This window comes from Rhizorhapis sp., assembly GCF_035276005.1.
Classification (GTDB): Bacteria; Pseudomonadota; Alphaproteobacteria; order Sphingomonadales; family Sphingomonadaceae; genus Rhizorhapis.
Genome location: NZ_DATEMB010000003.1, coordinates 21394 through 46387, shown reverse-complemented (window position 1 = coordinate 46387; position 24994 = coordinate 21394). Strand labels below are relative to the sequence as shown.

Here is a 24994-nt window from a genome sequence, read left to right as displayed (position 1 = left end):
GCGGAGAGTGCTGGTTTCTAACCGGCGGTGATGCAGCGTAGCCGGCTGGCGTCGTCCGGCGCGATGTTTCAATCCGGCGGAGGGGGCGTTTCTATCGGGCCCCGGTCGGGTTTGTCATAATCGGGCTTCTCAGGCAGGATTTCCGGCGGCTCTTCGAAGGGGTCTTCGCTCGGCGGGCTGTCTGGCGGCGTTTCCGGCGGTGACTGCGGTTCGATGCGGTCGGGCTGGGGGATTTCGACTGGGTTGGTTGCCATGGGGCACTCCTTTTACGGAACAGTTACGTTTGCGCTGCGTATCGGTTCCTTTCGGTGGCGGCGGTGGTGCCAGCATATACTTGCCCTTCGCGGTCATCTGATCTATGCCGCGCCGACCGGCGACCGATGCGGGCGTGGCGAAACTGGTAGACGCGCCAGATTTAGGTTCTGGTATCGAAAGATGTGGGGGTTCAAGTCCCTTCGCCCGCACCAGCTTCGCTGCTAGCCCACGCATCGGCCCAGCGAGCGAAATTCAAGCTTTAGAAAGCGTTAGAGTAAAAAAATGCAGACTGTCGAAACGTTGAACGAGGGCCTGAAGCGCGCCTATACCCTGACCATCACCGCCAAGGACATCGACGCGCGCGTCGAAAAGGAAGTGAAGACCATCGCGCCGCAGGTGCGCATGCCCGGCTTCCGGCCCGGCAAGGTCCCCGCGAACCTTATCCGCAAGATGCACGGGGAATCGCTGCAGCGCGATGCGCTCAACAATTCGATCCAGGAAGGCGTGCAGAAGCTGCTGGCCGACAACAAGCTGCGCCCCGCCATGCAGCCTTCGGTCGAGTTGAACGACGGTTATGAACTCGGCAAGGATGCCGAGGTCAAGGTCGAGCTGGAGGTGCTGCCGGAAGTGCCCGCCCCCTCCATTGAGGGCCTGAAGCTCGAGCGCCTGACCGTCGAGGTCAAGGACGAGCAGGTCGACGAAGCAGTCAACCGCTTTGCAGCCGGTCAAAAGCGCTATGAGGACGCGCCTGAAGGCCACAAGGCCGCCGAGGGCGACCAGGTCGTGATAGACTTTGTCGGCAAGGTCGACGGCGTCGCCTTTGACGGCGGCACGGGCGAGGGCATGGCGGTTGTGATCGGCTCGGGCAATCTGATTCCCGGATTTGAAGATCAACTGACCGGCGTCCAGGCGGGTGAGGAAAAGACGATCAACGTCACTTTCCCCGATGATTATGGCGCCGAGAATCTGAAGGGCAAGGCGGCGACCTTCGATCTCAGCATCAAGGAAGTGAAGGTTTCGGTCGAAGCGGTCATCGATGATGAATTCGCCAAGACGCTGGGCCTGGAAGGGCTCGAGCAGCTCCGCAACTTGTTCAAAGGGCAGATCGAGCAGGAACATAACAACCTGACCCGCACCTATATGAAGCGCAAGCTGCTCGATCAGCTTGCTGCGTCGCATGACTTTGAGGTGCCGCCGAGCATGGTCGAGGCGGAATTCCAGCAGATCTGGCGCCAGTTGGAGCATGAGGCGGGCCATGAGGCCGATCCCGAGGCAGCCAAGGCCGAGATGGAGAAGGACCGCGAGGAATATCGCGCCATCGCGGTACGCCGCGTGCGGCTGGGCCTGCTGCTGTCCGAAATCGGCCAGGCCAATGGGGTTGAAGTCAGTCAGCAGGAAATGAGCCGCCTCATCATGCAGGCTGCCCAGCAGTATAACCCGAAGGACCGCGAACGCTTCATCCAATATGTCCAGCAGGAGCCGATGGCCGCCGCCCAGCTGCGCGCGCCGCTCTATGAGGACAAGGTCGTCGACTTCCTGTTCGATAAGGCAGAGATCACCGACCGCGCGGTAGGCCGCGAAGAGCTGGAAACGGCAATCGAGGCCGACGAGGAAGGTCATGTGCATGGTCCGGGCTGTGGCCACGATCATGATCATGACGAGAAGCCCAAGGCCAAGAAGGCTGCGCCCAAGAAGAAGGATGCTGCCGAGGAGGCTCCTGCGGCTGAAGAAAAGCCCGCCAAGAAGGCCGCGCCGAAAAAGGCCGCTGCCGCCAAGGCTGAGGACGAGGGCGAAGAAAAGCCCAAAAAGGCTGCTGCGAAGAAGCCCGCCAAGAAAGCTGAGTAACAGTGTAATCCCCTCTCCTCTTCAGGGGGAGGGGACGAAGCGAAGCTTAGCCGGGAGGGGAGTGCCGGAGTCCGTCGTGGAAAACCTAGCGTCCAGCCCCTTCTCCCCGGCCATCTCCATTGAAGGGGATGGGGCGAATATCTCGATCCCCGGCGATCTCCGCATTGCCGTTATCCTGCCCTGCTATAATGAGGCAAAGGCGATCGCGCAGACGGTCCAAGCTTTTGCCGCCGCGCTGCCTACCGCCAGCATCTACGTTTACGACAACAACAGCACCGACGATTCCCGCGCCATCGCTGCTGGCGCGGGCGCCATCGTGCGCAGCGTCAGCCAACAGGGAAAGGGTCATGTGGTCCGCCGCATGTTCGCTGATGTGGAGGCCGATATCTATGTCATGGCCGACGGCGATGCGACCTATGACGCGTCGGCGGCCCCCGCCATGGTCGGGGACATGCTGCGCGACAATCTCGATATGGTCGTTGGCGCCCGCAAATCCGAGGTGGAGGCCGCCTATCGCCGCGGCCATCGGCTTGGCAATCGGGTGCTGACCGGCCTGCTGCGCTATCTGTTCGGGCGCAGCTTCACGGACATTCTTTCCGGTTACCGGGTCTTTTCCCGGCGGTTCGTGAAAAGCTTTCCGGTACTCTCGGCAGGTTTCGAGATCGAAACGGAAATGAGCGTCCACGCGCTCGAATTGCGCATGCCGGTCGCTGAACATGTGACCGTCTATGCCGCCCGGCCGGAGGGTTCTGTCAGCAAGCTCAGCACTTATCGCGACGGCTGGCGAATCCTCCGCACCATCTTCACCCTATTCAGGATCGAACAGCCGATCTGGTTCTTTGGAGGCGTAGGCGCAGCACTGGTCCTTGCTGGCGTCATGCTCGCGGTGCCGCTTTTCATCACCTATGCGCAAACCGGCCTTGTGCCGCGATTTCCGACGGCCATCCTGATCACGGGCCTGATGATTATCGGCGTTCTTAACGGAATGTGCGGACTTATCCTCGATACAGTGGTGCGGGGCAGGAAGGAGATGAAGCGGCTCGCCTATCTTGCCTTTCCGGCGCCAGCGGAAGCATGCCCCCTTGAAGCTTCGGCGATTTGCTCCGATGTAGGGGCGGCACATCGATAAAGAGAAGAAAGAGTCTCAATGCACGATAAATTCCCTGATCCGGTCAGCGCGCTCGTTCCCATCGTAATTGAGCAGTCGAACCGCGGTGAACGCAGCTTCGACATCTTCTCCCGCCTGCTGCGCGAGCGCATCGTGTTCGTCACCGGGGCGGTCGAGGACCAGATGGCCTCGCTCATCGTGGCGCAATTGCTGTTCCTTGAGTCGGAAAACCCGAAAAAGGACATTTACATGTACATCAACTCGCCGGGCGGTGTGGTGACGGCGGGCATGGCGATCCACGACACCATGCAATATATCCGCCCGCGCGTGGGCACGGTGTGCATCGGCCAGGCGGCCTCCATGGGCAGCTTCCTGCTCGCGGCAGGCGAGCCCGGCATGCGCGTGGCGCTGTCCAATGCCCGCATCATGATTCACCAACCCTCAGGCGGCGCGCAGGGCATGGCGTCGGACATCGAGATCCAAGCGAAGGAAATCCTTCGTATCCGCAGCCGGATGAACAATCTCTATTCCAAATATACGGGACAAGCGCTTGAGAAGATCGAAACGGCGATGGACCGCGACACTTTCCTTGAAGCGGATGAAGCCAAGGCTTTCGGCCTTATCGACGAGGTGTTCGACCGCCGTCCGGCAGCGACCGAGGAAACGCCAAGGTTGGAGAGTTAAGCCACGCTGCACAGGGTTGGAATCGAAGGTGAAATCGGGCGCGGCTATGTACTGCGCCCCTTTTCATGTGCGGTTTTGACGGGCCGCCATGGAAAAAAAGACGTTAACGGGTTTGCAGGCTCAGATTTCACGGATTACCTTTTGAGCCGTGCCCAAAAGAAAAATTGCCATTGTTCGGCAGCAGGAATGCGGGCAACATGCCCAGAATCATGTGTCCGTATCACGGGCACAGGGAAGGTAAGATGACGAAATTGACGGGCTCTGATTCGAAAAGCACCCTTTACTGCAGCTTCTGCGGGAAGTCGCAACATGAGGTGCGCAAGCTGATAGCAGGGCCGACGGTATTCATTTGCGATGAATGCGTTGAACTGTGCAACGACATCATCCGCGAGGAAACCAAGGGCGGCCTCGTAGGCCGCAAGGATGGCGGCGTACCGACACCCCAGGAAATCTGCGACGTGCTGGATGATTATGTGATCGGCCAGGCACAGGCAAAGCGCGTGCTTTCAGTCGCAGTCCACAACCATTACAAGCGCCTCAACCACGGGACGAAGGCGGGCGATGTGGAACTCGCCAAGTCCAACATCCTGCTGGTCGGCCCCACCGGCTGCGGCAAGACGCTGCTGGCGCAGACGCTCGCCAAGACGTTTGACGTGCCCTTCACCATGGCCGACGCCACCACCCTCACCGAGGCGGGCTATGTCGGCGAGGATGTGGAGAACATCATTCTAAAGCTGCTGCAGGCCAGCGACTATAATGTCGAAAAGGCGCAGCGGGGCATCGTCTATATTGACGAGATCGACAAGATCAGTCGCAAGGCCGAAAACCCCTCCATCACCCGGGACGTGTCGGGCGAAGGCGTGCAGCAGGCGCTGCTGAAGCTGATGGAAGGCACCACCGCCAGTGTTCCCCCCCAGGGCGGCCGCAAGCATCCGCAGCAGGAATTCCTGCAGGTCGACACGACCAACATATTGTTCATCTGCGGCGGCGCCTTTGCGGGACTGGAGAAGATCATCGGTGACCGGCTGGAGGCGAAGTCGATCGGCTTTGGCGCCCATGTCGCGGCGCCCGAGGAACGCCGCACCGGCGAGCTGCTGCGTCAGTGCGAGCCGGAGGACCTGCTCAAATTCGGCCTTATCCCAGAATTTGTAGGCCGTCTGCCAGTCATCGCCACGCTTGAAGACCTCGACAATGAGGCGCTGGTCAAGATCTTGGCTGAGCCCAAGAACGCGCTGGTCAAACAGTATAAGAAACTGTTCGACATGGAGAATGTCGAACTGACCTTCACGGATGACGCGCTCGTGGCTGTTGCGAAGCGCGCTATCGAGCGGAAGACCGGTGCACGCGGGCTGCGCTCGATCCTCGAGGCGATCCTGCTCGACACCATGTTCGACCTGCCGTCCATGCAAGGGGTTGGCGAAGTGGTCATTGACAAGGATGTGGTCGAAGGCCGCAAGGAGCCGGTGCGGGTGTTCAGCGAGCGGCGGAAGACCGGCGACGCGGCTTAAAAGTCCCGTCGCGATGATTCCCCCATTGCGGGAATGTCGGCCTTCTAAAGCTTATGCAAAAGTCTGCCTTCGCGCAGAACGGCTTGCCGCCGCTCAATAGACTTCAGGTCTGTTCGCCTTGAGCTTGAAGGGCTCCCTTGCCCTTCAGAAAGGGGAAGGGTTTCGACAAGCTCAGCCCGAACGGTGCTTATGGTGCCGTCATTTCAAGCACGCATCCAGCCCGTCCCGCTTCACCACGCCGATCCGCCGCATGATGCTGTTGCCATAGCGGCGGGTGAAGCCGGTGGGTGAGATTGCAGCCCGCTTCTTGGGGAGCGGCAGAACGGCGGCGATGCGGGCGGCTTCGGTGCGGGAAAGACGGTCAGCGCCATGATTGAAGTAGCGGATGGCGCCGGCCTCTACACCATAGGTGCCGATGCCCGTCTCCGCGACGTTGAGATAGACTTCCATGATCCGCTTCTTGGGCCAGAGCGTCTCTATCAGAACCGTGAACCAAGCCTCCAGGGCCTTGCGGAAGAACCAGCCGCCCTGCCACAGGAAGGCATTTTTGGCGGTCTGCTGACTGATAGTGGAGCCGCCGCGGATACGGCCGCCATCGGCATTGCGCCGCATCGCGTCCAATATGGCCTCGCGGTCGAAGCCGTGATGTGTGCAGAATTTGGCGTCCTCCCCGGCGATGACGGCCCGCGCCATGTCAGGGTCGATGTCATCCAGCGGCATCCAGTCCTTGGTGATGCCCTTGCCATCGAGGATCATGGTCGCAGTCACAGGCGGCGGCACGAAGCGGTAGAGAAGCACCCAAAGGACAGAAAAGAGGACGAAGTAAATCAGTATCTTGAACGCGGAGCGAAGGATGCCGCGTGAACCCGTTTTGTTAGCCATGCGTGATGATTAGCGCGGAGTTTTGCGTGCGTCATCAGGATATGTGGAAGGAGGGGGGTGCTATTTTCCCTCTCCCATAGGGAGAGGCTATGGAGGCTTGCCTGCTCGTAGCCTAGCCGGAGTTGGTGAGGAGTTGTGCCCTATCAGCAGCGTTCCCCTCACCCAACTTCGACTAGGACCGACTATGTCGACCCAAGTCTCCCTCTCCCTATGGGAGAGGAGTATAAGGCAGGTTAAAGCCCCGCGGGCAGCAGCTTGCGGTCGCCCGCGATGCGCATCATTGCCTTTTGCAGCTTCTCGAAGGCCCGGACTTCGATCTGGCGCACGCGTTCGCGGCTGACGCCATAGACCTGGCTCAGTTCCTCAAGCGTCTTGGGCTCTTCGGCAAGGCGGCGTTCGGCGAGGATGTGCTTTTCGCGCTCATTGAGGTCGGCCATGGCTTCGACCAGCATTCCATGCCGGACATCAGCTTCCTGGGCGTCCGCAACGCGTTCGTCCTGCAACGGGCCTTCGTCGGACAACCAGTCCTGCCATTGACCGTCGCCATCCTCCCGCATCGGCACGTTGAGCGAGGTATCCCCGCCCATTGCCATGCGGCGGTTCATGCTGACGACGTCCTCGTTGGATACGCCGAGATCGGTCGCGATCTTCTCCACATCCTCGGGACGCAGATCGCCGTCCTCGAACGCTTCGAGATTGTTCTTCATGCGGCGGAGATTGAAGAACAGCTTCTTCTGTGCCGCGGTGGTGCCCATCTTCACCAGGCTCCAGCTCCGCAGGATGAATTCCTGGATGGAGGCGCGGATCCACCACATCGCATAGGTGGCGAGGCGGAAGCCGCGATCAGGCTCGAACTTCTTCACGCCCTGCATCAGGCCGATATTGCCCTCGGAAATCAGTTCGCTCATGGGAAGGCCATAGCCGCGATAGCCCATCGCGATCTTCGCGACGAGGCGAAGATGCGACGTCACGAGCTGCGCCGCAGCTTCAGGATCCTGATGCTCGGCATAGCGCTTCGCGAGCATATATTCCTGCTCCGGCGTGAGGATCGGGAATTTCCGAATCTCCGCCAGATAGCGGTTCAGACTTGCATCACCGCCAAGCGCAGGAATTGTCGCTGGGACATTGGTTCCGGTGGCCATGATAGGATTACTCGCTTTCCCTATTATCGTTTCTTATCCGTCCTTTATACCATGTTAATGGATGAAAGGGCGCGATTTTCTTATAACTATTTATACGCGAAGGTGCCTTAACAGTTCCTGCATGTCAGCAGGAATTTCACTTTCGAAGGTCATAGTCCTGCTATTGACTGGGTGGATAAAACCAAGCCTTGCCGCGTGCAACGCCTGCCTTTTGAAACCCAGCTTTTCCAATATTGGCCGGTGCGGTTTTCGCGGGCGGCCATAGACCGGATCGCCGACCAGCGCGTGGCCGATATGCGCCATATGGACGCGGACCTGGTGTGTGCGTCCCGTTTCCAGCCGGCATTCGACGAGTGCGGCATCGTACAGCAGCTCCTTGACATCATAATGCGTTATAGCGTGCTTGCCTCGCCCCTCGTGCTGGACCGCCATTTTCTTGCGGTCATGCGACGAGCGGCCCATCCATGCGTTGACCGTCCCCCTGGCAGGGGAAGGACGCCCGCTGACGATGGCGAAATAGCGCCGGTCGATGCTGTGCGCCGAAAATTGCGATGCGAGCCCCTCATGCGCTTTGTCCGTTTTCGCAACGACGAGAAGGCCGGATGTATCCTTGTCGATCCTGTGGACAATGCCGGGGCGCGCCACGCCTCCTATGCCGGAAAGCTGGCCCCGGCAGTGATGGAGAAGGGCGTTGACGAGCGTACCGTCAGGGTTCCCGGCCGCCGGGTGCACGACAAGGCCCGCAGGCTTGTCGACGACGATCAGATGCTCATCCTCATAGGCGATGTTGAGCGGAATGTCCTGGGGGACCGCTTCGGCCTCAGCCGGGGGAGGGACGGTGATGGCATAATGTTCGCCTTCGCTGACCTTGTGCGAGGGGGCTGCCACCGGCCTTTGCTCGCGGGTGACCTTGCCCTCCAGGATCAGCGATTTCAGCCGTTCGCGGGACATGTCCGGCATCAGCACGGCAAGTGCGCGGTCAAGGCGCATGCCGTCGCAATCTTCAGTGATGATGGCGTTGATGCTGGAAGCCCCCGAATTCACATATTAGGATATAGCCATGGCAATCCGCATATCAAGAACTCTGCTTGACAGCATCGTTTCGGATGCCGCGCGCGACGAAAAGGCGGAGCGATGCGGGCTGCTGCTCGGCGATGAGCAGAGCATAATAGCCGTGCATTTTGCTGCCAATGTGGCGCCCGATCCATGCCGCCATTTCGAACTCGATCCAGCGCTCCTCCTCGCGGCCTACAAGGCGGCGAGGGAAGGCGGGCCCCGCGTCATCGGCCATTATCATTCGCATCCCTCTGGCTGGGCGCTGCCCTCCGCTACGGATGCCGCCTGCGCCCTGCCGGACGGTTCGCTCTGGCTTCTCGTCGCGGGAGGGGAGGCAGCGCTTTGGCGGGCGGTGGAGCACGGCCCTGTCCAGGGGCGTTTCCAGGCTGAGCCGATGGAGATTTGTGGTGATGTCGAGCTTGCATAGCGAGTCCCGGTCCTGCATTAGAGACAGCGACACAATCTATACTCGACACCTTTTGGGCTGAGCTTGCCGAAGCCCTTGTTTTTTCTTTGCAAAAGCGGGTCCCCTGGGCAGGCTCAGGGCAAATGGTGCCGGGGGAATAGTTCTTGTTGCACAGGATGGGATGAATGACCGTAGAGAGTATCGATTTCGCCGCCCTGCTCTGTTCGCGCCTGTGCCATGACCTGTTGAGCCCGATCGGGGCGCTCAACAATGGGTTGGAACTGCTGGCGGATGAGAATGACCCGGAGATGCGGGCCCGCTGCCTTGAACTGCTGGCCGAAAGCGCCCGGACGTCTGCCAACAAGCTCAAATATTTCCGGCTGGCCTTTGGCTCGGCAGGCGGGTTTGGCGACATGGTGCCCGCAGGAGAAGCCAAGTCGGCTATCGAGGGCATATTCTCGTCCGGCGGCCGGGTGAATGTCGGCTGGCTCGTGGCTGAGGACAGCCTTAGCAAGGCGGCGGTCAAGATATTGCTGAACCTGTCGCTGATTGCCGGAGAAGCGCTGGTGCGCGGCGGCCAGCTCGACATCGGCGCGGAAAGCCGTGAAGGAGCCACTGAAATCGTGGTTCGGGCGGAGGGCCCGCGGATCGTGCTGGATGGGGAATTGCGCGCCGCGCTCCAGGGCGAAGCGAGGCAGGAAAGCCTGACGCCGCGCGCAGCGGCTGCCTGGATGGTCAATCGGCTTGTGACCGGAGCGGGCGGGCAGGTGATGCTGTCGGAACCCAATGACCCGGTGCTGCTGTTCGGCGTGAGCGTTCCCAGGCGGTGAGGGAAGGGCGGTTCCGTATCCGCGGCAAATGATACGTCATCCTTGCGCAGACAGGAATCCAGCTTCGTTTTGGTGACATTGATGCGTTAAGCGGGGTTCCTGCCTTCGCAGGGCCCACGAAATAGAGTTTGGTCGAGCCGCTGCCCAACCGCCTTTAACGCCGCCTTAACCAACATGGGCCATTTTGTCCCGGCTTCGAAGTCGGATGGGACCATATGGACGAGTTGCTCTCGGAATTCATTTCCGAAACCCAGGAAACCATGGAGGCTTTGGCCGGCGAAATCGTCGCGTGGGAGGCTGATCCCATGGACCGGGAAAGGCTGGATGCGATTTTCCGCTTTTTCCATACGGTGAAGGGAAGTTGCGGCTTCCTCAACCTGCCGCGATTCGAACGGCTTAGCCATGCCGCGGAAGATGTGCTTTCGGAGATTCGCGCAGGCAAGCGCGATGCTGATGCCATGACGGTTAGCGCCGTCCTGGCCATCATGGACCGGATCGGCGAACTCGCCCAGGCCGTCGTGGCAGGCACTTCGGTCCCGAGCGAGAGCGACGATATATTGATCGACGCCCTGCTCAACCCCGACATTGGGGCGGTCGTTGTAACCGAAAAGCCCGCCGGAGCGGAGACCGGGCCCGCCAGTGCCGAAGCGAGGCGTCCAACGGGGGGTATGCGCAGCATCCGCTTGCCGCTCAGCCTGATCGACCAGTTGATGAACGGTGTCTCCGACATGGTGCTGGCGCGCAACGAGCTTTCGCGCAAGCTGCGGGAGCGCTTCTCCGATCCTGAACTGGAAAGCACCTTTGAACGGCTGTCCAACTGCGTGGCCGATATGCGCGATGCGATCAGCAAGACGCGCATGCAGCGCGTCGACAGGCTGTTCGTGGCCATTCCGCGCATTGTACGCGACGTTGGCCGCGAACTGGGCAAGAAGATCGACCTCATCATCGAGGGGGGCGATGTCGAGATGGACCGCGAGATGGTGGAGATGGTGGTCGACCCGGTGACCCATATCGTCCGCAACGCGATCGACCATGGAATCGAGGCACCCGCCGAGCGCCTGAAGGCCGGAAAAGCAGAGGCAGGACATCTGCGTGTCGCCGCCCGTCAGGCGGGCAACCAAATCGTCATCGAGATTGCCGATGATGGCCGCGGGATAGATACCGATAAGCTCGTCGCGAGGGCGATCGCCTCCAATATCATCAGCCGGGAGAAGGCGAACGAGCTTTCCGATGCTGCGCGGCTGGACCTGATCTTTGCACCCGGCCTCTCAACCGCGAAGGAAGTTACCTCGGTCTCCGGCCGGGGCGTCGGCATGGACGTCGTGCGGTCGAATGTCGAACGGATCGGCGGTGTCATCGGGCTTGACAACCATCCGGGCAGGGGCCTTCGCATCACGCTCCGCGTTCCGTTGACCCTGACCATCATTCCGGGGCTGATCATTCGCGCCGGGGGACAGCACTTCGCCATTCCCCGCGCGGCCGTGGTGGAGATACTGCACGACAATAATGAGACGCTGTCGATTGCAAGCGTCGGCGGCGCCCGCGTTGCAACCATCCGCAACATCCGCCATTCGATGATCGATCTTGAGGACCTTCTGGGACTAGAAGCCATCAAGGAGGGCGGGAAGCGCACCTTGGTGGTCATCCGCTCGACCTCCGGCGTGCCGTTTGCGCTCGGGGTGCAGGCGGTGGACAATCATGAGGAACTGGTGATCCGTCCGGCGGCGCCCCTGGTCATGGCTTCGGGCCTATATGCTGGAATGACGCTTCCGGATAATGGCCAGCCCATGCTCCTGCTCGACGCGAGCGGCCTCGCCAGCGCCGCCATGCTGCCGATGATCGATGGTGAAGCGGAGGCCAAGGAACATCGCGGCCCGGACAAGGATGTTGCCGCGGCGGAACTGGTCAGCGCACTCATGTTCACGGAGCGGACGGGCGAGGAACGGCTTCTGCGCCTGTCGCTGGTCGAACGGGTCGAGGACATCCCCGCTGAACAGTTCGGCCAGTCCGCCGGCCAGTGGTTCGTCCGGATCGAAGGCAAGCTTCTGCCGGTTGTGCACCGGCTCGACGATCTTTCCGAAGGAGCGGTTACGGCGCTTCGCCTGCGGGATGGAGAGAATGAGTTCTGCTATCCGGTCGCGCATATCATGGACATCGTGCAAATGCCCCCAGTCCCGGATCTTACCTGCCGGAGCGGCATCATTTCGGGGGTCACGGCTATTGAGGGCAAGCAATATGAGGTTATCGATCCCTTCGCGCTGCTTGCGTCGGTTCCTGAAGAGATAGTGGCGGGCCGGCCCGTCCGCTGTCTTCTCGCGGACAAGGACGATCCTTGGATGCAGGAGATATTGGCGCCGCTCATCCGTCAGGCGGGCTATGAGCCGGTGCTGGATGATGCGACCGCGGCGAATGAGGCCGATATAGTGCTGTGTTTCGCCCAGTCGCCCGTCGCGGAAACGATCGTCGATCGGCCGGTGGTGAAGCTGCGCAACGCGCAGCGGCCGCAGGGGCCCAATGACCAAAGCATCTATCGCTATGACCGGGACGCCCTGATCGCGGCGATCGAATCTGCCAAGATGGAAAGGGCGGCCTGATGGGCGAGCTTTACCTATTTGCCAGCATCGGCGGCACGAACGTTGCCATTCGTACCTGCCAGATCGAAGCGGTGGTGAAATTGACGGAGATTTCGCCCGTCCCGCGCGTCCCGAGCCATGTGGTGGGCCTTTCCGCGCTTCGCAGCCGGGTGCTTACGATCATCGATACAGCCGCGCTGGTATGGGGCAGGCAAGCCACCACTGCTCCAGGATCATTCGCAATCATTACCGACATTGTTGGCCACAGCTATGGCATGACGGTGGATTCGGTAAGCGACATTGCCCCCGCTGTCAGTGGCGAACTGCCGCTTTGCGGCCAACTCGATCCGGCATGGCGGCCCTTCACGCAAAAAATGGTGGAAAATGAAAATGGCCCTCATCTGCTGATCAGCCTCAGCAGTTTCGTAGAGCAAATGCAGCCGCTCGCTGCTTGAAGGGGGCGTTTACCATTCTCTTACGAAGATGCCGTAGCTTTGGCATAACACCGGCAAAAAAGGTCGTTTCATGAAAAATTGTCTCGTGGTCGATGATTCCAAGGTGATCCGGAAGGTCGCCCGGCACATATTGGAATCGCTGCAGATTTCGGTGTCTGAGGCGTGCGACGGCAGGGAAGCGCTTGCCCATTGCGAAACGTCGGTTCCTGACGTGGTGCTGCTCGACTGGAACATGCCGGTCATGAGCGGCATGGAATTTCTGCAGGCGCTCGGCGACCTTCCGGTGGAGCCGCGGCCCAAGGTCATCTTCTGCACGACCGAGAACGGAATAGGCCACATCAAGGCGGCCGTGGAGGCGGGCGCCGATGAATATGTGATGAAGCCGTTCGACAGGGATACTCTGGAAAGCAAGCTGCAGATCGTCGGCGTCATCTGAACCTGAAAGGCCTTCGGCGATGCCCCGCTCTGTACCAATGAAGGCCGCCGGCGAATTGTCTCCTGAGCGCCCTATCCGCCTGCTGATCGTCGATGACTCGCTGGTGGCGCGGAGCGTGTTCGAGCGGATCGTCACCCAGGACAAGCGGTTCGAGTTGTGTGAGAAGCTGGCCAGCGCGGCCGAAGCCATAGCCTACCTCGCCAGCCATCGAGTCGATGTCATCATGCTGGACATCGAGATGCCGGGCCAAAGCGGTTTGATGGCTCTCCCGGAGATACTGAAGCAGGGTGGCCAGGCCCGGGTCATCATATTGTCCTCCAATTGCGATGAGGGGAGCGCAGCAGCGGTCGAGGCGCTCGCTATCGGGGCGAGCGATATCATGGCGAAGCCCGGCCGCAGCGTCTTTAGCGGCCAATTTCCCGAAATGCTGATCAAGCGCCTTTTGAAACTGGGCGAACAGGCAAGGTGGCAAAATAAAAGCGAGGGCAGCATTGGCTGCGGATTGCGCCGGACCGGCCGCCGCGGCAGCATCGCTTGCCTTGGCGTCGGGGCGTCGACTGGCGGCATCCATGCGCTCGGCCAGTTGTTCGAGGGACTGGGCGTAGGGATCGGCGTGCCCATCATGCTGACGCAGCACCTGCCGCCCAACTTCATGCCCTATTTCGCGCTTCAGCTTGGCCGGATGACCCCAATGCCGGTCAAGATTGCCGAGGACGGCGATCTGCTGAAGCCCGACCATGTCTATATCGCTCCAGGCGAAGCCAATCTCACTTGCCGCACGCGGCGCGACGGATCGGTCAGCGTCCTCCTTGACGCCGAACGCGAGCCTTTCGCCAGCATGCCCGCGGTTGATCCCATGTTCACCTCAATGGCGCAAACCTTTGGCCCCGCCTCGGCGGCTGTCGTGCTGACCGGCATGGGGCGGGACGGGACCGCTGGAGCCCGGAAAATCGTGGATGCAGGGGGCTGGATCGTGGCGCAGGACGCCGAAACCAGCGTGATCTGGGGCATGCCTGGCTCAGTGGCGAGAGCGGGGCTGGCGAGCGCCCTCCTGCCGCCGGTGCAGATCGGCCCCTATATGCTCAGCCAGATGGCGAAGGCCGCATGACGGAGGCCGAATTCTCCGGCGCCATGCGGGTCCTCGCAGGATTGCTCGAGGCGCGAACCGGGCAGCAGCTTGCGGCCAATCGTATGTGGCGGATCGAGACCGCCATGAAGCCGCTGCTGCGCGCACAGAATATCGCCAACCTCGAAGACCTGGTGAGCCGGCTATTATCGGGCGATGAACGGCACCTGCTGGATGCCGCCGTGGACGCCATGCTGAACAATGAAAGCTCATTCTTCCGCGACCTTTCCACCTTCGGCATGATCGAACGGGAACTGCTTCCGCACTTGGCCGCCTCTGGCAAGCAGACGGTGCGGATCTGGTGCGCGGGCTGTTCGACCGGGCAGGAGGCGCTTTCCATCGCCATGCTGATCCGCAAATATCCAGAGCACTGGTCTGGATGCCGGGTTCAGATATTGGCGACCGACATTTCCTCTTCCGTGATCGCGCGCGCTCGATCTGGGCTTTACAGCCAGATGGAGGTACAGCGGGGCCTTGGCATCAATGACCTGCTGCGCTGGTTCGAACCGGCAGGCGACGACTGGCAGGCCAGCCGCGACCTGCTGGACCTTATCGACTATCGTGTCGACAATCTGCTGGAGCCGCTGGTTCCGCCCTTTCACTATGACCTCATCCTGTGCCGCAACGTGCTGCTATATTTTTCGGTCGAGTTGCGCCGGAAAGTGTTCGACAATCTCGTAAGCCTCGCCGCTGCGGATGGTCACCTGATCCTTGGGGCGGGTGAGACTGTGATGGGCCAGACGGATGATTTCGTCGCCAGCCGGGACTTCCGCGGCAGCTATGAACGGCGCATCATCCATCCTGCGCAAATGCGGACAGGTTCGGCTGGCGGGCTCCGATAGCTTCAGCTTCGGGCATGGAACGTGCCCGTCGCAGGCTGAGCTTCCTTCCTCGAGTTCGGCCAGGGTACCGCTACGAAGATTAGTGCGTTATCGTCCTCTGAATCTGGAGCAATATGAGGACATGTCATTTGCGTGCCTATCTGTTGGGGCTGTCCCGCCTCTTGAGCGTCACGGTCTTGCCGGCACTGGCTTTTTCGCAGGTTCAGGCGGCTGAGTCTGGGCCGTTCGACCTTCCGGGTCCAGGCTTGCGTGTTACGGTTGAGCGGCACGGGATCACGCTTCCAATCGATGCCGTGCCCGCGCTCGCGGCCGGTGACCAGCTTTCCATACAGGCCGACATGCCGAAGGATCAGGGGACGAATTTCCTGCTTCTGTCGGCATTCCTGCGCGGCGCGACCAACCCGCCGCCAAGGGATTGGATCAAGACCGCCGAGACATGGAAGCGCAAAGACAAGGATAAGAACCTCTCCTTGAAGGTACCCGAAGGGGCAAAGCAGCTCGTCCTTTTTCTGGTGCCCGAAACGGGGGGCGCATCCGATGCGATTTCGGACACGGTGCGCGGCCGCCCTGGTGAGTTTGTACGGGCGACGCAGGCGCTCAATCAGGCTTCGCTGGACCGCTCCCGCCTGGACGCCTTCATGGGGGCAATCCAGGCGCAGGGGAATACCCATCCCGAATTTCTGCGGACGCTTGCGCCGGTCCTGGCACGCAGCCTGTCGATGAAGCTCAACGAGGGCTGTCTCGACAGGGTGATTGCCCGCCAGGCCTCCTGCCTGCTTGAAGACCGGGAATCGCTTGTGCTTCCTGACATGCACAGCAGTTCGGTAGCCGAGACCCTGGCGGGGGCGCCGACTGATCTTGCCCTGCAGCTCAGCACCACCCGGGAAGCGGGCTATGGCTATTACACGCCCTATATCGGCGTTGTCCGGGATGTTGCCCGCATGTTCGGCGCCTTCAGCAATCCGCAGTTCAACTATCTGCCCGCTCTGAGCATACGCCGGAGCGACAATGTGGCGCTGCTGCTCAATGCCGCACCTTCCTTCCAGAAGCCGAAATCCGTTCTGGTCGCGGCCATGCCATCCATCGAAGCTGACCGTCCACCACAGTTGCGCAGCCTGCAGCAGGAGCCGATCTGCGCGTCGCGTCAGGATGTATTGCTGCCTGTTGACGGCGCTCCGCTGATCTACTCCACCAGCTATGCCCGGAACATGGCGATCAGGATTACGGCCGCTGGCGGGAAAACCATCGACCTTCCAGTTGAGGCACGAGCGGATAGGGGCGGTTATGTCCTGAAGAGGGATCGCGCGATACCCGCAGATGTTTCCGGCAATGTTACGGCTGCGCTCCATGGTTTCTGGGGCTTCAAGCAGTTCCAGGGACCGGAATTTTCCCTGCAGTTTGCAGGCGGCGAGCCATGGCAGCCTGTCGACGGCACATTGCTGACACCCGGCCGGGACAATAGCGTGACACTGAAAGGTGTTGCGCCAGCCTGTATTGCAGGCATCTCCCTGAGCCGAGGGAAGTCCAAGCCGAAGGCGTTGTCATGGGAAGTGCGCGGCGACAATATGCTGTCGCTCAACGTGCCGGTAGCTGGCGGCGGGCCGGACGGTCTGGTTCTGCAGATCAAGGAATATGGCGCTTCCGAACCCGTCAATGTGCCTCTGCCAGTCGCGCAACCTGCTGCGCTGCCAGCCCCGGAATTGCCACCTGCCATGTGAGCGGAACGCCTTTTCAGTGTTTATTGAAGGGAAAGACGGATGAAGATCGTGGTGACGAGCCTGCTGGTCGACGATCAGGCCAAGGCGCTGGCCTTCTACCGGGATGTGCTTGGGTTCGAGCCCAAGCTGGACGTGCCCATGGGCGAGCACCGCTGGCTGACGCTTACCTCGCCGGGGGATTCCGATGGCGTGCAACTGCTGCTGGAGCCCGACGCTCATCCGGCTGCAAAGCCGTTCAAGGCGGCGCTCAAGGCCGATGGGATTCCTTTCACATCCTTCGCGGTCGAAGACGTGCACGCCGAGCATGCCCGGCTTTCCGCGGTGGGCGTCCACTTCACCCAGCCGCCGACCGCCATGGGTCCCGTGACTATTGCCGTGTTCGACGATACATGCGGGAATCTCATTCAGATTGCCCAGCAACACTGACCGTCGTGGCGTTCAGTCGTAGCTTAGCTCCGGGAAGAAGTCGCCTCGGCCTTCCGGGCTCATGTCGAGCAGGCCCCAGACCGGATCGACCAGATCGCCGGCGCGGTGGTCCTGGCCCGGTTCCTCGTCCACGTAAAGCAATTCGCTGCCCCAGAAGTGGCGCACCGTTCCGTCGGCATGTTTGCGGAACACATTATACATCGGCTGATCCCAGTCCTTCCCTGGTTCATAGCCGCGGGCGGCACGCATTTCCGGGCCAAACTTCGTTGTGTCACCGAAATAATGGTGGGAATAGCCGTTGCCAGCAGTCGAAAGCAGCTTGAGATTGCGCCAGCCCCGCTTTCGCGCCCAAGCCTCCAGGCGGGCGATTGGTGACTTGGCGACGATATAGGTGGGGAAGCGCTGGTCTGCGTGGAAGACACTGCCGTCGAGTCCGTCGAGCGTGTGGGTGCAGCCGTTGCAGGGCTGGTCACGCTCGGGTCCGTACATGAAGCTGTAGAGCAGGATGCTGGGATAGTCGCCGAACAACTCGGAGAGCCTTACTTGTTCAGGCCGTTGGTTCGCGCCGATCCGTTCGAATAGGAAATCTTCGGGTACCGCACCGCCCGGCGGCAGTGCGCGGCGCTGGGCGGCGACCGTTTCAAGCTGGCGGCGCAGGGCGATCTCTGCGTAGAGCAGCGCGTTTCGCGCGGTCCGGTATTCAGCGCTTTCGTTGGGGAAGGACAGATGTAGCATCATTACCTCCTGGGTCAGTACTGATCGGGTGCTTTGAGCGGGAGCAAAGGGCGCGGGGCTTCGCGTGAATAATGGTATTCAGGCCGAACCGTTCCCTGATGTTATCCAAGCAGGGCTTGGCCAGCCAGAAGCGCAGCGCCTCCAGCCGCCACTGCAAGCGCGCTTGCCAAGCCGGCATAGGCGCCGATCCTCGTTCCCCCGACCCAGGCGGTCATGACGGCCTTTGCCAGAGTGTTCACCCCTACGGCCAGCGCGATCGCTTGCATCCCCAAGGCAAGGCTTAGCTGCTGCCCGCCAAGGCGGGCCATGGAGATTGTGATGGCGTCGACGTCCGCGATGCCCGAAATGGCACTGACGGCCAGCACGGCGGACTCACCCACCATGTCCCGCACAACCTCCGCCGCGAGCAGGACGATGGCGATCAACGCGGCAAGTTTGATCGCCGTGCCCAGCTCAAGCGGGTTGTCGATCCTGATTTCGGCAGTGGCGGTCTTGCCATCGCCGAACAAAAGGAGCGCGGCTGCGGCTCCCATGACAAGCGCGAGGGCCAGAAGCGGAGGCCATAGGACAGGCAATAACGCGCGATTGAGCAGTGAGGCCACCACAAACACGCGCACTGCCATGACGACTCCCGCGATCAATATGCCCCCTGCAAGCAGGCGGCTGGAGTCAGGCTGTTCCTTGCCAAGCCGGGCGAGAGTCAGGGTGGTGGCGGTGGAGGAGGCCAGGCCGCCTGCAATAGCTGCCATCACGACCCCTGCGCGGTCCCCAAGCGCACGGATCGCGACATAGCCGCCGAAGGAGATCGCCGCGATCATGATGGCGAACAGCCAGATCTCGGCGGGATTGACTGATTGCCAGGGATCGATCGGCCTGTTCGGCAGGACCGGCAACAGCAGGAATGTCATGGTCAGTAGAATGAGCCCCGACCGGATTTCCTCCCAGCGCAGGGCGGCAATCCATCGATGCAGCGGTTCCCGAAGGGCAAGAACGAGCGTCATCGCGACCGTGGCGGCAACCGCAATTCTAAGGTCGCCAAGAACCCCGTAAGCGCCAAGAGCGAAAGTGAGCAGTCCGGCTACGACCGTCGTTGCGCCAAGATCCTTGTTTTCCTTGGCCTCCAGCCATTGGAAGGCTGCAAATACGCCGGCATAGCCGATGAAGCAAAGCCCCAGGACGACGGGATTGGTCGCCAGCGCCATGGCTCCGGCAACGCCGCCGAGCAGGCCGGAAAGCGCAAAAGTCCGAAGGCCCGCAGCACGCTTGCCTTCCTCCTGATCCCGCGTGTGCCAGCCCCGTTCAAGGCCGACCAAAAGACCGATCGCCAGCGCGACCGCTAATCGGCTGAGCAGCGCATCCATGCCGCCAGCATGCACCGAGCCTGCGTTCCCGGCAAGAGGAGCGCGCTGAGACAAGGGTAACGAAATGGAGAAGGGCGCGCCTGAAACAGACGCGCCCTCCCTTTTTACCGATAGGCTCGATCAGAATTCAAAATGTACCGTACCCATCACAGTGCGCGGCGCGCCTACCGTGAAGTTGGGACCATTGGATCCCTGCACCTGCGTCATGAAGCTGCCGAAATAGAATTCGTCGAACAGGTTGGTCACATTGAGTTGGAAATAGGTCTTGTCCAGGCCCCACTGCGCCAGGCTCAAGCGGGCGTCCAGATCAACCAACGTATAGCCCTTTACCAGCACGTCGTTGAGGTCCGTGGCATAGCGGTCGTCGACCCATTTGCCCTGAAGGCCGAGGCTGACCGGCCCGGCGGTGAATTCGGCCCGGCCGCCAAGCTGCCATTCCGGCGTTTCAGGGACCAACTTGCCCTTGGTCGGCAGGATCTGAGTGGAGCTGACCTCAATATTATCCTTCAGTTCGGCATGGGTATAGGAACCGAAGGCATAGAGCGTGACCTGATCGATGGGCCGCCAGGCGATGCTGCCGTCAAAGCCGTAGCTGTCGACCTTGCCGACATTGCGGTCGAGCGAAATGCCGAGGTCGCGGTCAAAGGAGGACACGATCCGGTTCTTGTAGTTTATCACCCAGCCCGTCAACTGCGCCTGAATCCGCGAGCTGCTGTAGCGCACCCCGAGGTCGAAGGAGTCGGTCGTTTCGGGCTGCACATCCACCACGGCGGCGCGATAGAGATTGTCGGTGCGCGGCGCGGAGAAACCCTTCGCATAGCTGCCGAAGATGCTCGCCTGGTCAGTGAACTTGTAATTGAAGCCGGCATTGGGAAGCAGCTTGTCATATTTGTAGGTTTTTTCGAATGGCCGGGCAAAGGTCGGGTCCACCGTGCTCGCCGGCTGCGTCGAGCAATAGGCGAAGCCGTTCGCCGGCATGGTGTAGCAGTGCTGGTCAAGCTTGCGTTTGAAGAACGGAGCGCGGATACCCGCCTGAACCGTCAGGCGCTCGTCCATGAACTTGCCGACATATTCGCCCGCGACCTGGTGAAGCAGGGCAATCGACAAGCGGTCGCGCTGTTGCAACTGGGCTCCGTCGGCCGAAATCACCCCCGGTTCATTGCGTCCGCCGAAGACATCGAGCGGATTGCCGCTCGCGTTCAAAAAGCCGAATTCGCCGGTCTGGCGATGTCGGCCACGGTCGAACGAATAGGCAAGACGGAGACGGTGGTTTTCTGTCACGTCCCAGATCAACGAAGCGGTGGCCAGATAACGGCGGGTGTTGGTATTGTTGGGCGTATAGACGCGCACTGTGTCCAGTATGTCGCTGTCACCATTCAGATCGACACCAAGCGCGCTGGAGGAGCCAATGAGCTGTGCCGAGTTTTCGGCCAAGGCGGTCGAACCGCCGCCATTGGCGAGCACATATTGGAAGGCGCCATCGACGGTGAACATCAGATTTTCGGTGAGCGTGAAGCGCGAATTGAACCGGACGTTGCCTGTGTTGGAGGGGTTGATGCGGACCCCATGATAGTTCGAGCAGGTCGACGCTGCCTGCGCCGTCCCGGCTACCGGCGTAGGTACGGTGCAGGTGGCATCATAGTCGAACGCCATGATAGCGTCTTCCTGCGCGCCCGAGAAATCGCCGATGAGCGCTGTATTGTTGATGCCGGCGGGAAGGGTTTCCCCCGTCAATGTCCGAATCTCCGAAAGATTCGGAGCGCGATAAAAAGTGTTCCGGTTCTCATTATAATGCCCGGCGATGGAGATGAAGTCGCCATTGTCGCCGATCGGCTGGTAGATGCGGGCATTATATTGCTGCTTGTCGATCTTGCCCGGGCCCTTGAACTTGTCGTTGCGGGCCATGCTGGCGGAGAAGAAGGCCTTGGTGCCAAAGCTGGTGAAGACGCCGGTATCGATCGCACCGAAGACCCGGTGGAAATCATCCTCGCCATAGGATGCGGAAAGCACCGCGCCCAGATCATCCTTGGGCAGGCGGGTGCGGTAATTGACCGTGCCGCCCGAAGCCGAAGCAGTGGGGCTGTCCACGTCCGTCGCGCCAAGATTGACGTTCACCTGATCGATGAGTTCAGGATCGAGCTGCTGGTTGGAAAAGATGGCATAGTTGCCCGTGTCGTTGAGCGGCATGCCGTCAAGGGTCAGCGAAATGCGGTTGCCGTCAAAGCCACGGATGCGAAGATTGCCACCCGACGAGCCATAGGCGTCCGAATTGGTGAAGTTGACACCAGGCACCATGTTGATGGCGTTGAGGATCGTTTGGCCAGGATTTTGCCGCTCGATCAATTCCTGCGTAAGAACGGCCTTCGCCTTTGTCGTCTCGGGCGCGACGACACCGCCGATGCCGTCGGTTACCCGAGCGCCCATCACGATGATTGTTTCCTCGGTTTCAATCGAGCCCGTCGACTGGGCGAATGCGGGAGCGGCCGTCAAAGTCGAGGCAAGAGCCACAAGGCTGGCGCCAAAAAGATTTCCATAGATTTTCACGAGTTGTTTTCCCCCAATGCAGTTATGCATCAGGCACCCGCTCCAGGGCTGCGACTATCGTGACCGCTTGAGCGCTCCTTGGGGAAATTTTTTTACTCCGGCATGACCGAAGCATGACTGGGACATTACATCCTGCTGAAATGTTTGTGAAACACGGAGGCAAGAATTACTTGACCGACAGCCGTTGCTATTTCTTCAGCAAAATCTCTGCGGGCTTGCCAGTGGCATCAGTATTTTTGGCTTCGGGCTGCCCAAGCAGGCGGCGCAGCAAGGGATAGACTTCGACATTGTCGATAAGCCCGATGTTGGTCCCCTTGGTGAAAGCGGGGCCCGAGGCAATGAAGAGCGCCCGCATCTCCGGCATGTCATTCGACCATCCATGCGCGCCGCCCGGCGACAGCGGGTAGGGCGATGGTCCCGAAAGGATCACCCAGCCCGGATCGGCGAGGCATATGATTGCCGCCACGCGCGGATTTTGGCCATAATGAAGGTGCACCGGAAATTTTTCGCGCTCATGGCAGGCCATGTGCGGATGCGGTTTCAATAGTGCGCTGTGAACGCGGCGGTCAGTGCCGGCAGCGGGCTCTATAGCCGCATATGGGCCGGTTTCGACGGCAATATAGCTTTGCCGTTCGATAAGCGCGTCAAGCTGGATCGTCTTCGCTTCATCGGTTGCCGCCATGCCATGATCGGAGACAAGGATGAGATTGGCAGGACGTTCCAGCTTCGCGATCTCCTCGGCGAGATGCCCGACTGCCGCATCCACCTCCGCAATGGCCTTGTTGACCTCTGCGCTTTCGGGCCCGAAGCGATGTCCGCCGGTATCGACGGCGTCAAAATAAAGTGTCACGAGGCGTGGACGGATGGCCTCGGGCCGCCGCAGCCAATCGATGACCGTGTCCACGCGTTGCGCATTGGAAATGGCTTGGTCGAACCTCAGCCAGTCATGCGGACGGCTGTTCTGAATGGCGACTTCGCTACCCGGCCAGAAAGCTGTCGCTGTGCGAATGCCTGATTTTTCCGCGGTCACCCAAATGGGTTCCACCTGGCTCCACCAGAAGGGATCGCGCGATTGCTGCGCATCGCCCAGGGAGAACATTTGCCCCGGACGTTCCGGGTCAATCATGCTGTTGCCGACGATTCCGTTCCGGTCAGGCCGCAACCCCGTGACGATGGCATAATGATTGGGGAAGGTTTTCGTGGGAAAGCTGGGTTTCAGCACCCCGCGTGCGCCCTCCGCCGCCAAAGCATTCAGATGCGGAGTGATGCCGCGCTCCAGATAGTCTGGACGGAAACCGTCGATAGAGATCAGGATGGTGACGGGGTTTTCCGAAGTGCGCGTTTGCGCATGGACCGTACTGACACTCGAAAGGATCAGCAGCCAGAGAAGCAAGGATCGAAGCATGGATCGCCAGCTAATTGCGGGTGATGACAGCTACGTGACGCATTGCCTATCGGCCTGCACATTGCCGCTGACCTGAAAGGAAGTTTCGGCTTTGTCGTCACGCGGAAACAGTGCCTTGCTGGCACAATGCGCAAGAGCTGCTCCTGCGAGCTGGGCAGCGATAAAGGCGGGCACATGGGCGGGGGCAATGCCGGCAAAGCTGTCGCTGAGGCTTCGGGCAATGGTGATGGCTGGATTGGCGAAGCTGGTCGAAGATGTGAACCAATAGGCGGCGGATATATAGAGAGCCACGCTTGCGGGCACAGCGCGGGGATGGGTTCTTGCAGTGCCTAGGATCGTCAGCACTAGGCCGAAGGTCGCCACCATCTCGCCCAGCCATTGCCCCAAGCCGGTGCGGGCTGTGCTTGATATCTGCAATATCGGCAGTTCGAACATTCCATGTGCCATCCAGACGCCAAGCAAACCTCCTCCAAGCTGGGCGAAAATATAGAGTATCATAGCCTGGGTCGTGATCTCTCCCCTCCAACGGGAGATGAGGCTGACCGCCGGATTGAAATGCGCCCCCGACAGGGGAGCCAGCATAGTGATGAGGACGAACAGCATTGCTCCGGTGGCGAGGCTGTTCCCCAGAAGCGCAAGGGCCGTATTGCCCCCGGCCAGCCGGTCGGCCATCACGCCTGATCCGATCACGGTTGCAAAAAGGAAGAAGCTGCCGATTGCTTCGCCCGCCAGGCCGCGCGGGAGCGGCGACGTCATGCGGAGTCCTTTCTGGTGGCGCCTTCCTCAGCGCCAATCGCATTCAGCTTGCCCTCTGCTGCCTCACGGTCGAACGTGGCGAGCGGAAGTGCCAGGAACAAATCTATCCGCCGGCGCAGATAGCGGAGTGCCTGCATGAACGCCTCACGCTGCTCCTCGCCTTCGACGGCCGCAGGGTCCTCAATTCCCCAATGGGCTGTGATCGGATGCCCCGGCCATAGCGGGCAAGTCTCTCCCGCCGCATTGTCGCACACCGTGAAGATGAAATCGAATGCGGGTGCGCCCGGACCGGCAAACTCATCCCAGCTTTTTGAACGGAGATCCTGCGTAGCTATGCCGAGATCCGACAGTACCTTCAGCGCCATGGGATGTACCGCCCCTTTGGGATAGCTGCCTGCGCTATAGGCCCTGAAATGTCCCGCCCCATCATGGTTCATCAGCGCCTCGGCGATGATCGAGCGGGCGCTGTTGCCAGTGCACAGGAAGAGCACGTTATAGATTTTGCCAATCACCACACACTCCCTCAGCAGCAGCTCAATTCAGCGGCTAGCGGCCGGCAAAGCTCGGCCCTTCCGGCACAGCAATCCTTGGCCAGGAACAGCATCAGATCGCCTAACCGGGCAATATCGGCCCGATATTCAATAATGCGGCCGTGGCGTTCGGATCTCACCAGCCCCGCGCTTTGCAGGATGGCAAGATGGGTGGACAAGGTATTGCCCGGCACGTCCAGAGCATGCGCAATCGCTCCGGCGGCCAGGCCATCGGGCTCATGCCTTACCAGCAGGCGAAAAGCTGCCAGGCGGGTATGTTGCGACAACGCCCCGAGAGCGACGATAGCGGATGATGTATCCATAATTCGAGATATATCGAATAAATGCGGTGTGGCAAGACCAGTAACGTC

General features: G+C 60.7%; 24 protein-coding genes and 1 tRNA gene. 14 read left to right on the top strand and 11 right to left on the bottom strand.

The annotated features are described in order from the left end of the window. Positions 1 to 68: 68 nt before the first annotated feature. The gene (locus tag VJS46_RS00710; RefSeq protein WP_324057419.1) at positions 69 to 254 is read right to left on the bottom strand and encodes a hypothetical protein; all 186 of its coding nucleotides are present in this window, start codon (positions 252 to 254) and stop codon (positions 69 to 71) included. 128 nt (positions 255 to 382) lie between these two features. Here VJS46_RS00710 and VJS46_RS00705 point away from each other — a divergent pair. The 5 genes from VJS46_RS00705 to clpX all read left to right on the top strand — a co-directional run bounded on the left by VJS46_RS00705 (position 383) and on the right by clpX (position 5400). Continuing rightward, positions 383 to 467: transfer RNA gene (locus VJS46_RS00705), tRNA-Leu, on the top strand. A 70-nt stretch (positions 468 to 537) separates the two neighbouring features. Continuing rightward, positions 538 to 2100, top strand: a complete 1563-nt coding sequence (tig, locus tag VJS46_RS00700; RefSeq protein ID WP_324057418.1) for a trigger factor — start codon at positions 538 to 540, stop codon at positions 2098 to 2100. Between the two features lie 118 nt (positions 2101 to 2218). Further along, positions 2219 to 3229: a glycosyltransferase family 2 protein gene (locus tag VJS46_RS00695; protein ID WP_324057420.1), complete on the top strand. Its 1011-nt coding sequence runs from the start codon at positions 2219 to 2221 to the stop codon at positions 3227 to 3229. 18 nt (positions 3230 to 3247) lie between these two features. Continuing rightward, positions 3248 to 3892, top strand: a complete 645-nt coding sequence (clpP, locus tag VJS46_RS00690) for an ATP-dependent Clp endopeptidase proteolytic subunit ClpP (RefSeq protein WP_324057417.1) — start codon at positions 3248 to 3250, stop codon at positions 3890 to 3892. Between the two features lie 242 nt (positions 3893 to 4134). Then, a complete protein-coding gene (gene clpX / locus VJS46_RS00685; RefSeq protein ID WP_324057416.1) occupies positions 4135 to 5400 on the top strand; it encodes an ATP-dependent Clp protease ATP-binding subunit ClpX in 1266 nt (421 codons plus the stop codon). 198 nt (positions 5401 to 5598) lie between these two features. Here the strand turns inward: clpX and mtgA are convergent, their stop codons facing one another. From mtgA to VJS46_RS00670, 3 genes are all read right to left on the bottom strand, one after another. Then, on the bottom strand, positions 5599 to 6282 hold the full coding sequence (mtgA, locus tag VJS46_RS00680; protein ID WP_324057415.1) for a monofunctional biosynthetic peptidoglycan transglycosylase: 684 nt from the start codon (positions 6280 to 6282) through the stop codon (positions 5599 to 5601). Between the two features lie 233 nt (positions 6283 to 6515). Further along, positions 6516 to 7424, bottom strand: a complete 909-nt coding sequence (gene rpoH / locus VJS46_RS00675) for an RNA polymerase sigma factor RpoH (RefSeq protein WP_324057414.1) — start codon at positions 7422 to 7424, stop codon at positions 6516 to 6518. 90 nt (positions 7425 to 7514) lie between these two features. Further along, the gene (locus tag VJS46_RS00670; protein ID WP_324057412.1) at positions 7515 to 8468 is read right to left on the bottom strand and encodes an RluA family pseudouridine synthase; all 954 of its coding nucleotides are present in this window, start codon (positions 8466 to 8468) and stop codon (positions 7515 to 7517) included. 16 nt (positions 8469 to 8484) lie between these two features. Between VJS46_RS00670 and VJS46_RS00665 the strand changes: the two genes are divergently transcribed. The 9 genes from VJS46_RS00665 (at position 8485) to VJS46_RS00625 (ending at position 17292) form a co-directional block, all read left to right on the top strand. After that, positions 8485 to 8907: a M67 family metallopeptidase gene (locus VJS46_RS00665; protein WP_324057410.1), complete on the top strand. Its 423-nt coding sequence runs from the start codon at positions 8485 to 8487 to the stop codon at positions 8905 to 8907. A 164-nt stretch (positions 8908 to 9071) separates the two neighbouring features. Further along, on the top strand, positions 9072 to 9716 hold the full coding sequence (locus VJS46_RS00660) for a histidine phosphotransferase family protein (protein ID WP_324057408.1): 645 nt from the start codon (positions 9072 to 9074) through the stop codon (positions 9714 to 9716). Between the two features lie 215 nt (positions 9717 to 9931). Then, positions 9932 to 12310: a chemotaxis protein CheA gene (locus VJS46_RS00655; RefSeq protein ID WP_324057406.1), complete on the top strand. Its 2379-nt coding sequence runs from the start codon at positions 9932 to 9934 to the stop codon at positions 12308 to 12310. Next, entirely contained in the window at positions 12310 to 12744 is a 435-nt protein-coding gene (locus VJS46_RS00650; RefSeq protein WP_324057405.1) for a chemotaxis protein CheW, read from the top strand. Before VJS46_RS00655 ends, VJS46_RS00650 begins: the two co-directional genes overlap by 1 nt. Positions 12745 to 12814: 70 nt before the next feature. After that, on the top strand, positions 12815 to 13180 hold the full coding sequence (locus VJS46_RS00645; protein WP_324057404.1) for a response regulator: 366 nt from the start codon (positions 12815 to 12817) through the stop codon (positions 13178 to 13180). 37 nt (positions 13181 to 13217) lie between these two features. After that, positions 13218 to 14288, top strand: coding sequence for a chemotaxis protein CheB (locus VJS46_RS00640; protein WP_324057402.1), 1071 nt, complete (start codon positions 13218 to 13220; stop codon positions 14286 to 14288). Beyond that, complete coding sequence (locus tag VJS46_RS00635) at positions 14285 to 15148, top strand: protein-glutamate O-methyltransferase CheR (protein ID WP_324057400.1); 864 nt, start codon at positions 14285 to 14287, stop codon at positions 15146 to 15148. Before VJS46_RS00640 ends, VJS46_RS00635 begins: the two co-directional genes overlap by 4 nt. A 113-nt stretch (positions 15149 to 15261) precedes the next feature. Next, the gene (locus VJS46_RS00630) at positions 15262 to 16866 is read left to right on the top strand and encodes a hypothetical protein (RefSeq protein ID WP_324057398.1); all 1605 of its coding nucleotides are present in this window, start codon (positions 15262 to 15264) and stop codon (positions 16864 to 16866) included. Positions 16867 to 16905: 39 nt separating this feature from the next. Then, a complete protein-coding gene (locus tag VJS46_RS00625; protein WP_324057396.1) occupies positions 16906 to 17292 on the top strand; it encodes a VOC family protein in 387 nt (128 codons plus the stop codon). Between the two features lie 12 nt (positions 17293 to 17304). Here VJS46_RS00625 and VJS46_RS00620 read toward each other — a convergent pair whose 3' ends face one another. The 7 genes from VJS46_RS00620 to VJS46_RS00590 all read right to left on the bottom strand — a co-directional run bounded on the left by VJS46_RS00620 (position 17305) and on the right by VJS46_RS00590 (position 24946). Further along, positions 17305 to 18030, bottom strand: a complete 726-nt coding sequence (locus tag VJS46_RS00620; protein ID WP_324057394.1) for a DUF899 family protein — start codon at positions 18028 to 18030, stop codon at positions 17305 to 17307. Positions 18031 to 18128: 98 nt separating this feature from the next. Further along, positions 18129 to 19388 (bottom strand): MgtC/SapB family protein, encoded by a 1260-nt coding sequence (locus VJS46_RS00615; protein WP_324057393.1) that lies wholly within the window; start codon positions 19386 to 19388, stop codon positions 18129 to 18131. 120 nt (positions 19389 to 19508) lie between these two features. Then, positions 19509 to 21932, bottom strand: a complete 2424-nt coding sequence (locus VJS46_RS00610; RefSeq protein ID WP_324057391.1) for a TonB-dependent receptor — start codon at positions 21930 to 21932, stop codon at positions 19509 to 19511. Positions 21933 to 22119: 187 nt separating this feature from the next. Further along, the gene (locus VJS46_RS00605) at positions 22120 to 23337 is read right to left on the bottom strand and encodes an ectonucleotide pyrophosphatase/phosphodiesterase (protein WP_324057389.1); all 1218 of its coding nucleotides are present in this window, start codon (positions 23335 to 23337) and stop codon (positions 22120 to 22122) included. Between the two features lie 30 nt (positions 23338 to 23367). Continuing rightward, on the bottom strand, positions 23368 to 24093 hold the full coding sequence (locus tag VJS46_RS00600) for an MIP/aquaporin family protein (protein ID WP_324057387.1): 726 nt from the start codon (positions 24091 to 24093) through the stop codon (positions 23368 to 23370). Continuing rightward, on the bottom strand, positions 24090 to 24608 hold the full coding sequence (locus VJS46_RS00595; RefSeq protein ID WP_324057385.1) for an arsenate reductase ArsC: 519 nt from the start codon (positions 24606 to 24608) through the stop codon (positions 24090 to 24092). Before VJS46_RS00595 ends, VJS46_RS00600 begins: the two co-directional genes overlap by 4 nt. 8 nt (positions 24609 to 24616) lie before the next feature. Beyond that, positions 24617 to 24946, bottom strand: a complete 330-nt coding sequence (locus tag VJS46_RS00590) for a metalloregulator ArsR/SmtB family transcription factor (RefSeq protein ID WP_324057383.1) — start codon at positions 24944 to 24946, stop codon at positions 24617 to 24619. Between the last annotated feature and the right edge of the window lie 48 nt (positions 24947 to 24994).

Excerpts from the sequence above, each read along its gene's own strand:
- VJS46_RS00630 (WP_324057398.1), top strand. The coding sequence starts at position 15,262 with ATGAGGACATGTCATTTGCGTGCCTATCTGTTGGGGCTGTCCCGCCTC.
- rpoH (WP_324057414.1), bottom strand. The coding sequence starts at position 7,424 with ATGGCCACCGGAACCAATGTCCCAGCGACAATTCCTGCGCTTGGCGGT.
- clpX (WP_324057416.1), top strand. The coding sequence starts at position 4,135 with ATGACGAAATTGACGGGCTCTGATTCGAAAAGCACCCTTTACTGCAGC.
- VJS46_RS00645 (WP_324057404.1), top strand. The coding sequence starts at position 12,815 with ATGAAAAATTGTCTCGTGGTCGATGATTCCAAGGTGATCCGGAAGGTC.
- VJS46_RS00635 (WP_324057400.1), top strand. The coding sequence starts at position 14,285 with ATGACGGAGGCCGAATTCTCCGGCGCCATGCGGGTCCTCGCAGGATTG.
- VJS46_RS00625 (WP_324057396.1), top strand. The coding sequence starts at position 16,906 with ATGAAGATCGTGGTGACGAGCCTGCTGGTCGACGATCAGGCCAAGGCG.
- VJS46_RS00605 (WP_324057389.1), bottom strand. The coding sequence starts at position 23,337 with ATGCTTCGATCCTTGCTTCTCTGGCTGCTGATCCTTTCGAGTGTCAGT.
- mtgA (WP_324057415.1), bottom strand. The coding sequence starts at position 6,282 with ATGGCTAACAAAACGGGTTCACGCGGCATCCTTCGCTCCGCGTTCAAG.
- VJS46_RS00655 (WP_324057406.1), top strand. The coding sequence starts at position 9,932 with ATGGACGAGTTGCTCTCGGAATTCATTTCCGAAACCCAGGAAACCATG.
- VJS46_RS00650 (WP_324057405.1), top strand. The coding sequence starts at position 12,310 with ATGGGCGAGCTTTACCTATTTGCCAGCATCGGCGGCACGAACGTTGCC.
- VJS46_RS00600 (WP_324057387.1), bottom strand. The coding sequence starts at position 24,093 with ATGACGTCGCCGCTCCCGCGCGGCCTGGCGGGCGAAGCAATCGGCAGC.
- clpP (WP_324057417.1), top strand. The coding sequence starts at position 3,248 with ATGCACGATAAATTCCCTGATCCGGTCAGCGCGCTCGTTCCCATCGTA.
- VJS46_RS00640 (WP_324057402.1), top strand. The coding sequence starts at position 13,218 with ATGAAGGCCGCCGGCGAATTGTCTCCTGAGCGCCCTATCCGCCTGCTG.
- VJS46_RS00660 (WP_324057408.1), top strand. The coding sequence starts at position 9,072 with ATGACCGTAGAGAGTATCGATTTCGCCGCCCTGCTCTGTTCGCGCCTG.
- VJS46_RS00590 (WP_324057383.1), bottom strand. The coding sequence starts at position 24,946 with ATGGATACATCATCCGCTATCGTCGCTCTCGGGGCGTTGTCGCAACAT.
- tig (WP_324057418.1), top strand. The coding sequence starts at position 538 with ATGCAGACTGTCGAAACGTTGAACGAGGGCCTGAAGCGCGCCTATACC.
- VJS46_RS00615 (WP_324057393.1), bottom strand. The coding sequence starts at position 19,388 with ATGGATGCGCTGCTCAGCCGATTAGCGGTCGCGCTGGCGATCGGTCTT.
- VJS46_RS00710 (WP_324057419.1), bottom strand. The coding sequence starts at position 254 with ATGGCAACCAACCCAGTCGAAATCCCCCAGCCCGACCGCATCGAACCG.
- VJS46_RS00620 (WP_324057394.1), bottom strand. The coding sequence starts at position 18,030 with ATGATGCTACATCTGTCCTTCCCCAACGAAAGCGCTGAATACCGGACC.
- VJS46_RS00665 (WP_324057410.1), top strand. The coding sequence starts at position 8,485 with ATGGCAATCCGCATATCAAGAACTCTGCTTGACAGCATCGTTTCGGAT.